Source organism: Streptomyces sp. NPDC007896 (assembly GCF_042959425.1).
Taxonomy (GTDB): Bacteria; Actinomycetota; Actinomycetes; order Streptomycetales; family Streptomycetaceae; genus Streptomyces.
Genome location: NZ_JBIBKX010000018.1, coordinates 192644 through 206151, shown reverse-complemented (window position 1 = coordinate 206151; position 13508 = coordinate 192644). Strand labels below are relative to the sequence as shown.

The 13508-nt window shown below is 72.5% G+C and carries 12 protein-coding genes; 9 read left to right on the top strand and 3 right to left on the bottom strand.

Going from position 1 to position 13508, the window contains the following annotated elements; genetic code table 11:
- Positions 1–98 precede the first annotated feature (98 nt).
- From rimO to ACFZDJ_RS43135, 6 genes are all read left to right on the top strand, one after another.
- Entirely contained in the window at positions 99–1586 is a 1488-nt protein-coding gene (rimO, locus tag ACFZDJ_RS43160; RefSeq protein WP_390936489.1) for a 30S ribosomal protein S12 methylthiotransferase RimO, read from the top strand.
- On the top strand, positions 1583–2296 hold the full coding sequence (pgsA, locus tag ACFZDJ_RS43155; RefSeq protein WP_390936487.1) for a CDP-diacylglycerol--glycerol-3-phosphate 3-phosphatidyltransferase: 714 nt from the start codon (positions 1583–1585) through the stop codon (positions 2294–2296). Before rimO ends, pgsA begins: the two co-directional genes overlap by 4 nt.
- The gene (locus tag ACFZDJ_RS43150; RefSeq protein WP_391067532.1) at positions 2293–2838 is read left to right on the top strand and encodes a nicotinamide-nucleotide amidohydrolase family protein; all 546 of its coding nucleotides are present in this window, start codon (positions 2293–2295) and stop codon (positions 2836–2838) included. The genes pgsA and ACFZDJ_RS43150 overlap by 4 nt, the downstream gene beginning before the upstream one ends.
- Positions 2839–2947: 109 nt before the next feature.
- Positions 2948–3325 carry a helix-turn-helix domain-containing protein gene (locus ACFZDJ_RS43145; protein ID WP_054228608.1) on the top strand — a complete coding sequence of 126 codons (378 nt, stop codon included), beginning with the start codon at positions 2948–2950 and terminating at the stop codon, positions 3323–3325.
- Between the two features lie 213 nt (positions 3326–3538).
- Positions 3539–4009 (top strand): Dps family protein, encoded by a 471-nt coding sequence (locus tag ACFZDJ_RS43140; RefSeq protein ID WP_060901154.1) that lies wholly within the window; start codon positions 3539–3541, stop codon positions 4007–4009.
- A 164-nt stretch (positions 4010–4173) separates the two neighbouring features.
- A complete protein-coding gene (locus tag ACFZDJ_RS43135) occupies positions 4174–4449 on the top strand; it encodes a hypothetical protein (RefSeq protein ID WP_390936482.1) in 276 nt (91 codons plus the stop codon).
- A gap of 166 nt (positions 4450–4615) precedes the next feature.
- On the opposite strand, the gene ACFZDJ_RS43130 is transcribed toward ACFZDJ_RS43135, so the two are convergent.
- The 3 genes from ACFZDJ_RS43130 to ACFZDJ_RS43120 form a co-directional block, all read right to left on the bottom strand.
- A complete protein-coding gene (locus ACFZDJ_RS43130) occupies positions 4616–5377 on the bottom strand; it encodes an SDR family oxidoreductase (RefSeq protein WP_391067529.1) in 762 nt (253 codons plus the stop codon).
- A gap of 36 nt (positions 5378–5413) precedes the next feature.
- Positions 5414–6271: a DNA-formamidopyrimidine glycosylase family protein gene (locus ACFZDJ_RS43125; protein WP_391067526.1), complete on the bottom strand. Its 858-nt coding sequence runs from the start codon at positions 6269–6271 to the stop codon at positions 5414–5416.
- Between the two features lie 84 nt (positions 6272–6355).
- Positions 6356–11272, bottom strand: a complete 4917-nt coding sequence (locus ACFZDJ_RS43120; RefSeq protein WP_391067523.1) for an ATP-dependent helicase — start codon at positions 11270–11272, stop codon at positions 6356–6358.
- 287 nt (positions 11273–11559) lie between these two features.
- Between ACFZDJ_RS43120 and ACFZDJ_RS43115 the strand changes: the two genes are divergently transcribed.
- The 3 genes from ACFZDJ_RS43115 to ACFZDJ_RS43105 are packed head-to-tail and all read left to right on the top strand — an operon-like array spanning position 11560 to position 13498.
- Positions 11560–12555 (top strand): AraC family ligand binding domain-containing protein, encoded by a 996-nt coding sequence (locus ACFZDJ_RS43115; RefSeq protein ID WP_391067548.1) that lies wholly within the window; start codon positions 11560–11562, stop codon positions 12553–12555.
- On the top strand, positions 12453–13193 hold the full coding sequence (locus ACFZDJ_RS43110) for an AzlC family ABC transporter permease (RefSeq protein WP_385374038.1): 741 nt from the start codon (positions 12453–12455) through the stop codon (positions 13191–13193). Before ACFZDJ_RS43115 ends, ACFZDJ_RS43110 begins: the two co-directional genes overlap by 103 nt.
- A complete protein-coding gene (locus ACFZDJ_RS43105) occupies positions 13190–13498 on the top strand; it encodes an AzlD domain-containing protein (RefSeq protein ID WP_067375155.1) in 309 nt (102 codons plus the stop codon). Before ACFZDJ_RS43110 ends, ACFZDJ_RS43105 begins: the two co-directional genes overlap by 4 nt.
- Positions 13499–13508: the final 10 nt, after the last annotated feature.

The window sequence follows — 13508 nt, the reverse complement described above, 5'->3', positions numbered from 1 at the left end:
CGCACAAAGGGCTCACCGCTCAGGCGGGTACGGGGTTGGCCAAGATCGGCCAACCCCGTCGACGTGGGCTGTCAGTGAGACAAAGTAGTCTTGAGCCCATGCCTGAACGCCGTACCGTCGCACTCGTCACCCTTGGCTGCGCCCGTAACGAGGTGGACTCGGAGGAGCTCGCAGGCCGCTTGGAGGCGGACGGCTGGCAACTCGTGGAGGACGCCGAAGAAGCGGACGTCGCCGTCGTCAACACCTGTGGCTTCGTCGAAGCCGCCAAGAAGGACTCCGTCGACGCCCTCCTGGAAGCCAATGACCTCAAGGGGCATGGCAGAACCCAGGCCGTCGTGGCGGTGGGCTGCATGGCCGAGCGGTACGGCAAGGAGCTCGCCGAGGCCCTCCCCGAGGCCGACGGCGTACTCGGCTTCGACGACTACGCGGACATCTCCGACCGCCTCCAGACCATCCTGAACGGCGGCATCCACGCGTCCCACACCCCCCGCGACCGGCGCAAGCTGCTGCCGATCAGCCCCACCGAGCGGCAGAGCGCGGGCGAGGAGGTGGCCCTTCCCGGCCATGGCGCCCCCTCGGACCTCCCGGAGGGCGTCGCCCCGGTCTCCGGCCCGCGCGCGCCCCTGCGCCGCCGCCTGGACGGCGCTCCGGTCGCCTCGGTGAAGCTCGCCTCCGGCTGCGACCGGCGCTGCTCCTTCTGCGCCATCCCGTCCTTCCGCGGTTCCTTCATCTCGCGCCGGCCGAGCGACGTGCTGAACGAGACCCGCTGGCTGGCCGAGCAGGGCGTCAAGGAGATCATGCTGGTCTCCGAGAACAACACCTCGTACGGCAAGGACCTGGGCGACATCCGCCTCCTGGAGACGATGCTCCCCGAGCTCGCCGAGATCGACGGCATCGAGCGCGTGCGCGTGAGCTACCTCCAGCCCGCCGAGATGCGCCCCGGGCTCATCGACGTGCTGACCTCCACGCCGAACATCGCGCCCTACTTCGACCTGTCCTTCCAGCACTCCGCGCCGGACGTGCTGCGCGCGATGCGGCGCTTCGGCGACACGGACCGCTTCCTGGAGCTGCTCGACACCATCCGCTCCAAGGCCCCGCAGGCCGGTGTGCGGTCCAACTTCATCGTGGGCTTCCCCGGCGAGACCGAGGCCGACCTCGCGGAGCTGGAGCGCTTCCTCACGGGTGCGCGCCTCGACGCCATCGGCGTCTTCGGGTACTCCGACGAGGACGGCACCGAGGCGGCGACGTACGAGAACAAGCTCGACCAGGACGTGGTCGACGAGCGCCTCGCGCGCGTGTCCCGGCTCGCCGAGGAGCTGGTCGCGCAGCGCGCCGAGGAGCGCGTCGGTGAGACCGTGCACGTGCTCGTCGAGTCGGTCGGCTCCGTCGACGGGGAGGAGTGGGGCGCGTTCGGCCGTGCCGCGCACCAGGCGCCCGAGACCGACGGCCAGGTGCAGTTCACGAGCGGCGAAGGTCTGACGGTCGGCCGTATCGTCGAGGCCAAGGTGGTCGGTACGGAAGGTGTCGACCTGGTGGCCGAGCCGCTCCTGGGCTCGCTCCCGTGTACTGAGGAGGCGGCCAGATGACCGGAGCCCCGGCGTCCGCGGCGGGCGGCTCCCCCGGCGCGAATGGCGCGGCGGGCGCTCCCGGCGTTCCCGGGGGCTCCAAGCCGGCCCGGGGCGGGAAGCTGGGCGCTGTGGCCGTCAATCAGGCCAGCCTCTGGAACATCGCGAACATCCTGACCATGATCCGGCTCGTCCTGGTGCCGGGCTTCGTGGTGCTGATGCTGGCCGACGGCGGGTACGACCCGGCGTGGCGTGCCTGGGCCTGGGCGGCCTTCGCCGTCGCCATGATCACCGACGTCTTCGACGGGCACCTGGCGCGCACGTACGACCTGGTCACCGACTTCGGGAAGATCGCCGACCCGATCGCCGACAAGGCGATCATGGGCGCGGCACTGGTCTGCCTGTCCTACCTCGGTGATCTGCCGTGGTGGGTGACGGGAGTGATCCTCGGGCGTGAGCTCGGGATCACCCTGATGCGCTTCCTGGTGATCCGCTACGGAGTCATCCCGGCCAGCCGTGGCGGCAAGCTGAAGACCCTCGCGCAGGGCATCGCGGTCGGGATGTACGTCCTGGCGCTGACGGGCCCCCTGGCCACCCTGAGGTTCTGGGTGATGGCCTTGGCGGTCGTCCTGACGGTCGTCACCGGGCTCGACTACGTAAGACAGGCCGTTGTGCTGCGCAGGAGCGGAATCGCCGAGCGGCAGGCGGCGGCCGAGGAGGCGGAGCGGTGAGTTCTACGGCCGCCGAAGTGCTGCGACTACTCACGGTGAGGGGCGAGACGCTCGCCGTCGCCGAGTCGCTCACCGGTGGTCTGGTGGCGGCGGAGATCACCGCGACGCCCGGGGCCTCTCAGGCCTTCCGGGGCTCCGTGACGGCGTACGCCACCGAACTCAAGCACGAACTGCTGGGTGTCGACGCCACTCTGTTGGCCGAGCGCGGTGCGGTGGATCCGCAGGTCGCGGCCCAGATGGCGGCCGGTGTGCGCAAGGCGCTCGGCGCCGACTGGGGGATAGCGACCACCGGTGTCGCGGGACCCGAAGCCCAGGACGGGCAGCCGGTCGGGACGGTTTTCGTGGCCGTCGACGGGCCGTCCCGAGCCTCTTTTCATGCTGCCGGCGGCGGGAAAGTGCTACCGCTGTGGTTGAACGGCGACCGGGCGGAAATCCGTATGGAGAGTGTACGGAGCGTACTCGCACTGCTCCTGAAGGAGCTGGCGGGCGAACAGACCGGGAATGAGCGGGCACAGGATACGGAACAGAACGGGGGGTTTTGATGTTTGCAGCCCTGAGTGAACACGACATCGCTCCCCGCACGGCCGCGGCGCAAGGCGGTACGGTGGGGCGTGAAGGATGCGGCTACGCGGTCCGAGGAGGGAGCCACCGATGATTCTGCTCCGTCGCCTGCTTGGTGACGTGCTGCGTCGGCAGCGCCAGCGCCAGGGCCGTACTCTGCGCGAAGTCTCCTCGTCCGCCCGAGTTTCACTCGGCTATCTCTCCGAGGTGGAGCGGGGGCAGAAGGAGGCATCCTCCGAGCTGCTCTCCGCCATCTGCGACGCGCTGGACGTACGGATGTCCGAGCTCATGCGGGAAGTGAGCGACGAGCTCGCTCTCGCCGAGCTGGCCCAGTCTGCAGCGGCCACCGAGCCGGTGCCCACACCGGTGCGCCGTCCGATGCTGAATTCCGTATCGGTCACCGGCGTACCACCGGAACGGGTCACCATCAAGGCGCCAGCCGAGGCGGTCGACGTCGTCGCCGCCTGACGCTCACGAGTTCGCGCTCATGAGCTGAGCATGCTTGCGAAAGCCCCGGCCGGGGCTGCTCCAGGGGAAACCTGGAGCGGGTTCGGCCGGGGCTTTCGTTGTCTCCGGGGCCGCTTCTTCCAGATGACCTGAATTGTGCGTATATGCCATGGTTGATGAGGTCGTGATGGATGAGACCGTCGTTGATGAGGTCGAGTGGATCGGAGAATCCCGATGTACGTCGTGAAGAGCCCGTTGTCAGACGCGGATCTCAAGACCGTGTCCGGCGCCCTCCAGGGAGCGCTGGTCGACCTGGTGGATCTCTCCTTGGTGGCGAAGCAGGTCCACTGGAACGTGGTCGGACCGCGCTTCCGCTCCATCCACCTCCAGCTCGACGAGGTCGTGGACACCGCACGCCTGCACTCCGACACGGTGGCGGAGCGCGCCTCGACGATCGGAGTCCCGCCCGACGGACGGGCCGCGACCGTGGCCACCACCAGCGGTATCGGTGTCACGCCCGAGGGCTGGATCAAGGACACCGACGCAGTGGGGGAGCTCGTGGACGCGCTGAGCGCGGTGATCAGCCGGATGCGGGTGCGGGTGGACGCGACGGGTGAAGCCGATCCGGTGAGCCAGGACATCTTCATCCAGATCACCGCCGACCTCGAGAAGCATCACTGGATGTTCCAGGCGGAGAACGGGTGACGCCCGGAGGTGGGCGGCTCTCGGTGGTGACCGCCGGGCGCCCCGAGGCGGCCCCGGGGCGCCGTGGCCGGCTTCGGATGTGCCGGGGGTGCGCCTCTGTGCCGTTGGTGCGCCCTGCCGGTGGGTGAGAGCGCGGGTCTAGCTTCGGGCTGGAGGTGGACACCATGGCAGGGCGGATAGCGCGCTGGGGGGCTGCGCTGGGGCTCGGAGCGCTGTGGTGGTGGGGCGTCCTCCGGCTCGCGCTGGCGCCCGATGCCGGGGCGCTGGAGGGGGCGGTCGCGGCCGGGGGATGGGGGTTGAGCCTGCTGCCGGTGCACTGTGTGCCGAAGGCGGAGGTCGTGCGCGCCGGCGCCGGGGCGCGTCGGCGCCGGGGGGGATGGCGCCGGGAGGGATGGCTACGGCGTGGGACGCGTGGGGGGCGCGAGCCGGGGGCTTCGTAGGGGCGGGGCGCTCGGTGGAGGGGGTGGGGGACGGGTACGGCGCGCTTGGGGGCGCGTGGTGCCTGGGGCCCGGCGCGGGGAGGGAGGCTGGGCTCAGAGGGGGCGGATGCCGCGGGGTGCATGCCGGGGGCGGCGACGTGGGGGTGCTGCTGGGGGTTGCCGAGGGCTACCAAGGCATCGCTACGCCGCCGTTCGGGCGCAGGATCTGACCCGTCGTGAACGCCGAGGCGTCGGAGGCCAGATGCAGCACGGCGTGGGCGATGTCCTCGGGTTCGCCGACCCGGCCGAGCGGCGACAGCCGGGCCATGACCGCTTCGGTGCGCGCCTGGGCGTCCCCGTGACGGTCGGTCATCGGCGTACGCGTCCAGCCGGGCGCGACCGCGTTGACACGGATGCCGTGCGGGCCGACCTCGGTCGCCAGGGTCTTCGTCAACTGCACGACGGCCGCCTTCGACGCGCCGTAGCAGAACAGGCCGGGACCGCCGGTGTCGATGGCGCCCGACGCCATCGTGATGATGCTCCCCCGTACGCTCTTCGCGATCATGAGGCGGGCGGCCTCCTGGCAGGCGTACAGCACGCCCTTGAAGTTGACGCCCAGCACGCGGTCGAGGTCCTCGTCCCGGGTCTCCAGGACCGGGCTGCTGTGCATGATCCCGGCGACCGCCGCCATGACGTCGAGCCGTTCGCAGGACGCGACGGCCTGTCGGAGCTGCGCACGGTCGCTGACGTCGAGCGGATGTGTGTGGGCCGTGCCGCCCCGGGCCTTGATGAGGGTCGCCGTCTCGTGCAGGCCCTGCGGGTCCCGGTCCGCGCAGTGGACGGCGGCCCCCGCCTCCGCCAGCAGGACGGCTGACGCGCGGCCGATCCCGCTGGCGGCGCCGGTGACGAATGCGGTGCGTCCGGTGAGGTCGTACGCCTTGACGGGCATGAAGGGACGGTACGAGGGTTTCTGACGGATCGTCAATTAGTCGTACGGTGGGGAGTTGTACGGGAGGGACCGGCGCCCGGGGGACGGGATGCGGCCCGGGGTCGGAGTCGGGCCCGTCTGGCAGGCCGGGCACCAGTACGTGGGGCGCTCTCGGGAGCCGTCGCCCTGGTCGGCCCGGCGGATCGAGGTGCCACAGCGCAGGCAGGGGCGGGGTGCGCGGCCGTACACGAAGAGGTTCTGGTCGCGGCGGCCGGTGGTGATGCGGGTCGGGCGGTCGAGGTTGATCTCCAGGAGCCTCTTGGCCAGGGCCGGGAGCTGGGCGGCGCGGTCGGCGGGAAGCTCACCCATGGGCAGCCAGGGGGTGACCCGGAGGAGGAAGCACAGCTCGCTCTTGTAGATATTGCCGATCCCGGCGAGGTTGCGCTGGTCGAGGAGGGCCTCGCCGAGGGGGCGGACTGGGTCTTGGAGGAGGTTCTCCAAGGCGCTGTCGGGGTTCCAGTCCGGGCCGAGGAGGTCCGGGCCGAGGTGGCCGACGGCCCGGTCCTCGTCCGCGGTGCGGAGCAACTCCAGGACGGGGAGCCGGTAGCCGACGGCCGTGCGGTCCGCGGTGCCGAGGATCGCACGGATCTGGTGGGCGGGGCCGCCGCTCCAGCGCCGGCCGTTCGCGTACACCTTCCAGGAGCCGTCCATGCGCAGATGCGAGTGCAGGGTCAGGCCGCCCTCGATCCGGGTGAGGAGGTGCTTGCCGCGCGGGGTGACGTCCAGGACGGTGCGGCCGGTGAGGTCGGCGGTGGCGTACTTGGGCACCCGCAGGTCGGAGCGGGTCAGCACCTTGCCCGCGAGGGCGGTGTGCAGCCGCCTCGCGGCTTGCCAGACGGTGTCTCCTTCGGGCATGGGTTCCAGGGTGGCACGGGACGGGACGGGGTGCGGCGGGGTGGGGTGGGACGCGGGTACGTGGGGTGCGTGTGGGTGGGGTGCTCAGGCGCGCAGGCGCAGGCCACGGGGGGTCGCGATGAAGCCGGCGCCTTCCAGGAGGGTGCCGAACGGGGATGTCAGGGCGGAGGCGCCGTTGACGCGCTCCACCGTGACCGTGCCGAGGGAGCCCGCGCGGGCTGCCGCGGCGAGGGCTTCGGCGGCGGCACGCAGACGGGCGTCCTCCATGACCGAGCCGTTCGGGTCCGAGGGCCAGGCGAGCAGGGTCTTGCCGCCGCGCTCCATGTACAGCGTCAGCTCGCCGTCGACGAGCACCACCAGGGAGCCCGCCTTACGGCCCGGCTTGTGCCCGGCGCCGGTGGGCGGCTCGGGCCAGGAAAGGGCCGCGCCGTACGCGTTCGCGGGGTCGGCGGCGGCCAGGACCACAGCCTGGGGGGTGGCCCGGGACGAGGAACGGGCGCGGAACCGGTTGGGGGAGAGCGCGGGGTCGCTCGCGAAGCTGTGGCCGTCGGCGAAGGCGGAGTCCTCGGCCTCGGGGAAACCCAGGGGGCTCGTCGCGTCGAGGTCGTCGGGGAAGGCGTGGGTGTGCGCGGGGTCGTGGCCGTCGGGGAAGCCGTTGGTGCGGGGGCGGCCGGGGGTGTCCGGGAAACCGGGGGTGTCCGGGAAACCGGTCGGCCCCGGGAAGGTGTCCTGGGGGTCCTGGGCGATCAGGGATTCGCCCCGGTCCCGTGCGTTCGCCGCCGCGCGCAGGCGGTCCACCGCTCCGTCCATCGCGAACTGGGCGGCACCCAGTCCTTCCACCACGTAACCCCGGCGGGCCTGGCCGCTGTCCTCGAACGCGGACAGGATGCGGTACACGGCGGAGAAGCCGCCCTCGACGCCTTCCGCGGCGACGGCGCCCCGGGTCACCACGCCGTGTCGGTCGAGCAGTGTGCGGGCCAGGGCGTGGGCGCGCACGGTGGCGTCGGGCTCACGGGCGGGCAGCAGCGACCAGCGGCCGGCCACCGTCGGCGGGCCCGTACGGGACTGGGGGCGTGCGGCGCCGGTCAGGGAACCGTAGCGGCCGCGCGGGACCGTGCGCTTGGCGCGGTGCGCCGTGGACCCGGCGGTGCGACCCGAGCCCAGGAGCGCGCGCATCGGTGCGAGCGTGTCGTTCGTGAGCCGACCGGACCAGGCCAGGTCCCAGATCGTGTCGGCGAGTTGGGGATCGGTGGCGTCGGGGTGGGTGGTGGCGCGGACCTGGTCGGCGATCTGGCGGAAGAACAGGCCATAACCCCCCGAGAGGGCGTCCAGCACCGACTGGTGCAGGGCGGTCAGCTCCAGGGGATGCGGGTCCGGGAGGAGCAGCGGGGCCGCGTCCGCGAGATAGAGCGAGACCCAGCCGTCCTTGCCGGGCAGCGACCCGGCCCCGGCCCAGACCACCTCTCCGGCGGCCGTGAGTTCGTCGAGCTGCGCGGGGGCGTAACCGGAGACGCGGGAGGGCAGGACCAGCTTCTCCAGGGCGGAGGCGGGCACCGAGGCACCCTGCAACTGCTCGACGGCGCGCACCAGTCCGTCGATGCCGCGCAGCCCGTGCCCGCTGTCGACGTGCTGCCACTGCGGCAGGAACTGCGCGAGCGCGGCGGGCGGCACCGGCTCCAACTCGTGGCGCAGGGCCGCGAGCGAACGGCGCCGCAGTCTGCGCAGCACGGCCGCGTCGCACCACTCCTGGCCGATGCCCGCCGGATGGAACTCCCCCTGGACGACGCGGCCGTTCGCCGCGAGGCGTTGCAGCGCTCCGTCCGTGACGGCCGTGCCGAGACCGAAGCGGGCGGCGGCGGTGGTGGAGGTGAACGGGCCGTGGGTGCGTGCGTAGCGCGCGAGGAGGTCGCCGAGCGGGTCCTTGACCGGCTCCGTGAAGGCCTCGGGGACGCCGACGGGCAGCGCCGTGCCCAAAGCGTCTCGCAGGCGGCCGGCGTCCTCGATGGCCGCCCAGTGCTCGGCGCCGGCGATACGGACCTTGATGGCGCGGCGGGCGCCGGCCAGCTCCTTGGCCCACCGCGGTTCGGCGCCGCGCTCGGCCAGGTCGGCGTCCGTGAGCGGGCCCAGCAGGCGCAGCAGGTCGGCGACGCCTTCGGCGTCCTTGACTCGGCGGTCCTCGGTGAGCCACTGGAGCTCCCGCTCCAGCTCGGTCAGGACCTCGGCGTCGAGCAGCTCGCGCAGCTCGGCCTGGCCCAGGAGCTCGGCCAACAGGCGGGAGTCCAGCGACAGGGCGGCGGCGCGCCGCTCGGCGAGCGGGGAGTCGCCCTCGTACAGGAACTGGGCGACGTATCCGAACAGGAGGGAGCGGGCGAAGGGGGAGGGCTCGGGCGTGGTGACCTCGACGAGCCGCACCTTGCGTGACTCGATGTCGCCCATCAGCTCGGTGAGTCCGGGGACGTCGAAGACGTCCTGGAGGCATTCGCGGACCGCCTCCAGGACGATCGGGAACGATCCGAACTCGCTCGCAACCTGGAGCAGTTGGGCGGCACGCTGCCGCTGCTGCCACAGCGGGGTGCGCTTTCCCGGGCTGCGGCGCGGCAGCAGCAGCGCGCGGGCCGCGCACTCGCGGAACCGGGCCGCGAACAGTGCCGAGCCGCCCACCTGGTCGGTGACGATCTGGTCGACCTCGCCCTTGTCGAAGGCGACGTCCGCCGCGCCGACGGGCGCCTGCTCCGCGTCGTACTCCGTGCCCAGATTCATGGGCTCCTGGTCGAGCAGGTCCAGGCTCATCACGTCGGCGTCGGGCAGGCGCAGCACGATGCCGTCGTCGGCGTGCATGACCTGGGCGTCCATGCCGTAGCGCTCGGAGAGCCGGGCGCCCAGCGCGAGCGCCCAGGGGGCGTGCACCTGGGCGCCGAAGGGGGAGTGCACGACCACCCGCCAGTCGCCCAGCTCGTCACGGAACCGCTCGACGACGACCGTGCGGTCGTCCGGGACGTGCCCGCACGCCTCGCGCTGTTCGGTGAGGTACGACAGCACGTTGTCGGCGGCCCAGGCGTCCAGTCCTGCGGCCAGCAGCCGTAGGCGGGCGTCGTCCTTGGGGAGTGAGCCCACCTCGCGGAGGAACGCGCCGACCGCCCGGCCGAGCTCGAGCGGGCGGCCGAGCTGGTCGCCCTTCCAGAAGGGGAGCCGGCCCGGGACGCCGGGGGCGGGGGAGACCAGGACGCGGTCGCGGGTGATGTCCTCGATGCGCCAGGAACTCGTGCCGAGTGTGAAGACGTCCCCGACGCGGGACTCGTAGACCATCTCCTCGTCGAGCTCACCGACCCGGCCGCCGCCCTTCTTGGGGTCGGATCCCGCGAGGAAGACCCCGAACAGCCCGCGGTCGGGGATGGTCCCGCCGGAGGTGACGGCGAGGCGCTGAGCGCCGGGACGGCCCGTGATCGTACCCGCGACGCGGTCCCACACCACGCGGGGCCTGAGCTCCGCGAAGGCGTCGGACGGATAGCGGCCCGCGAGCATGTCGAGCACGGCGGTGAACGCGGACTCGGGCAGCGAGGCGAAGGGCGCCGCCCTGCGGACCGTGGCGAGCAGGTCGTCGACCTGCCAGGTGTCGAGTGCGGTCATGGCGACGAGCTGCTGCGCCAGCACGTCCAAGGGGTTGGCGGGCACCCGCAGGGACTCGATGGAGCCGGTGCGCATCCGCTCGGTGACCACCGCCGCCTGGACCAGGTCGCCGCGGTACTTGGGGAAGACGACGCCGGTGGACACCGCGCCGACCTGGTGGCCCGCGCGGCCCACGCGCTGGAGGCCGGAGGCGACGGACGGCGGGGATTCGACCTGGATGACGAGGTCGACCGCGCCCATGTCGATACCGAGCTCGAGGCTGGAGGTGGCGACCACGGCGGGCAGGCGCCCTGCCTTCAGGTCCTCCTCGACCAGGGCCCGCTGCTCCTTGGAGACGGAGCCGTGGTGGGCCCGCGCGATGACGGGCGGCGCCCCCTGGGCCGCGCCGGAGCCTCCCATCAGCTGGGCCGGGGCGTACGCCTCCGTCAGGGGCTCGCCCGTCGCCCGCTCGTACGCGATCTCGTTCAGCCGGTTGCACAGGCGCTCCGCCAGGCGGCGGGAGTTGGCGAACACGATCGTGGAGCGGTGGGACTGGACGAGGTCGGCGATCCGCTCCTCGACATGCGGCCAGATGGAGGGCTTCTCCGCGCCCTCGCTGCCGTCGGCGACCGGGGAGCCGCCGAGCTCGCCCAGGTCCTCGACCGGGACGACCACGGAGAGGTCGAATTCCTTGCCCGACGGCGGTTGGACGATCTCCACCTTGCGGCGGGGCGAGAGATAGCGGGCCACCTCGTCCACCGGACGCACCGTCGCGGAGAGGCCGATGCGGCGCGCGGGCCTGGGCAGCAGCTCGTCGAGGCGCTCCAGGGTGAGCGCGAGATGGGCGCCGCGCTTGGTGCCCGCGACCGCGTGCACCTCGTCCAGGATCACCGTCTCGATACCGGTCAGCGCGTCGCGCGTCGCCGACGTCAGCATCAGGAACAGTGACTCGGGGGTCGTGATCAGGATGTCCGGTGGGCGGGTGGCCAGCGCGCGGCGCTCTGCGGGCGGAGTGTCGCCGGAGCGGATACCGACCTTCACCTCGGGCTCGGGCAGCCCGAGGCGCACCGACTCCTGCCGGATGCCGGTCAGCGGGCTGCGCAGATTCCGCTCCACGTCCACCGCGAGGGCCTTGAGCGGTGATACGTACAGGACCCGGCAGCGCTTCCTGGGGTCGGCCGGGTGCGGGGTCGAGGCCAGCTGGTCGAGCGCGGCGAGGAACGCGGCCAGGGTCTTGCCGGAGCCGGTCGGGGCGACCACCAGCACGTCCGAGCCCTCGCCGATGGCCTTCCACGCGCCGGCCTGGGCCGCGGTGGGCGCGGAGAAGGCCCCCGTGAACCAGCCGCGGGTCGCGGGGGAGAAGCCGTCCAGGGCTCGGTGTGCGGAGCTGACCATGCGTCCATCCTGCACCCGGCCACTGACAATCGCCCTGACCTGCGGGAATGTGGTCGGTGGCGTGGTGGGGCGCCTGCGGCTCGGTGAGGGAGCGGGGCCGCGCCGGGGGGTATCCGTCCTCGGTCAGGCGCGGAATCGGTCGATTACCGACTTGGCTGTGTTGACGCGCCGGCCGCTGCGGGCGGACATTCCCCGACACGACCCCTCGCCGCCGTGGGTGGCCGACGGCGCGTGGGGGTGCGCCACCCGAGCCGGTCGTCCGAGGTGGCATGGCGGAGAATGAATGGGTGGCAGGTTCGGGGCAGGAGCGGGCGCGGCACTGGCGGTACGCGGAGCTGCCGGGTGTCGATCTGCTGCGGGCGCGGTTCGTCGAGAAGATCTTTGTGCGGCACACCCACGAGAATTTCGTGATCGCCGCCATCTCCGACGGAGTCGAGGTCTTCCACCACGGCGGCGCCGACCAGTACGCGGGTCCGGGCGCGCTCGCGCTGGTCAACCCCGACACCCCGCACACGGGCCGGGCGGGTGTTCCCGAGGGGTGGCGGTACGGGGCGGTGTACCCCTCGCCCGAGTTGGTGGCGGAGATCGCCGCGGAGACCACCACGATTCGTGGAACGCCTGGATTCGTCAGCCCGGTGCTCGACGATCCGTACGCGGCGGGTCTGGTTCACGAAGTGCTTCGGGCCGCGGAGGAGGGCAACGCGCTCGCAGCCGACACGCTGCTACGGGTCGCGGTGACCCGGCTGCTGCGCCTGAACGGCGGTCCTCTGCCGCAGCGGGGCGTGCACACCGCGGGCACCCGTGTCGCCGCTCGCGCGCGTGCCGTGCTGGAGGAGCGGATGGACGAGCCTCCGACCCTGGAACGGCTCGCCGCCGACCTCGGCACCAGCCCGTTCGCCCTGCTGCGCGCGTTCCGCGACACCTACGGCATGCCGCCCCACACCTGGCTGACCGACGCCCGGGTACGCCGGGCACGTCACCTCCTGGACGCCGGTTCCGCGCCCGCCGAGGCGGCCGTCGCCGTCGGCTTCACCGACCAGCCCCACCTCAACCGTCACTTCACCCGGATCGTGGGCGTGCCTCCGGGCGCCTACCAGCGCGAGCGCAAGAACGTACAAGACGCCGACGGGCGGCCGTACCTACAGTCCGGGGTGTGGCAGAACAGACAGCTCTCGCAGACATACGCAGTGAAGAAGGCGGCGGAAAACCTGACGCGGCCGTCGTCCGGGACGCCCTGGGAGTCGGGGTCGCCGTCGGACTGTCCGGTTTCGCCTTCGGGGTGACCTCGGCAGGCAGCGGGCTCACCGTCCTGCAGACCTGCGCGCTCAGCCTCCTGGTGTTCACCGGCGCCTCGCAGTTCGCGCTCGTGGGCGCGCTCGCAGGCGGCGGCAACCCGCTCACGGCGGCCGCGGGCGCGTTCTTCCTCGGGGTGCGCAACGCGTTCTACGGACTGCGTCTGTCACAACTGCTGGCCCTCCCGCGCGCGGTGCGCCCGTTCGCCGCGCAGTGGGTCATCGACGAGACCACGGCCGTCGCGCTCGCCCAGCCCACCCGCCGCAGTGTCCGGATCGGCTTCACCGTCACCGGGCTCACCCTGTACGTGCTGTGGAACCTCACCACGCTGCTGGGCGCCGTCGGGGCCGAGGCCATCGGGGACACCGACGCGTGGGGGCTGGACGCCGCCGGGCCCGCCGTCTTCCTCGCGCTGCTCGCGCCGATGCTGAAGACCACCACGGAGCGCGCGGTGGCCGGTGCCGCGGTCCTTCTGGGGCTCGGTCTGCTGCCCGTGCTGCCCGCCGGAGTCCCCGTCCTGGTGGCGGCGCTGGCCGCTCCCGCCGCCCTCTACGTAGAGGGGCGACGCGCTCCGAAGTCCGCCGGCCGTATGAAGGCCGACAACGACGCGCCAAGGGAAGACCGTTGAACATCTGGATCGCGATCGGCGCGACCGCCGTCGGCTGCTACGCCGTCAAGCTCATCGGCCTGCTGGTCCCCGTCGGCGTCCTGGAGCGGCCGCTCGTCAAGCGCCTCGCCGCCCTGCTGCCCGTCGCCCTCCTGGCCGCGCTCACGGCTCAGCAGACCTTCGCCGACGGGCGCGTCCTGGTCGTGGACGCGAAGGTCGCAGGACTCGCCGCGGCCGCCGTCGCCCTGCTCCTGCGCGCCCCCTTCCTGCTCGTGGTCGGCGCGGCCGTGGTCGTGACGGCGGGAGTGCGGGCGCTGACAGGCTGACGCCCGGTAC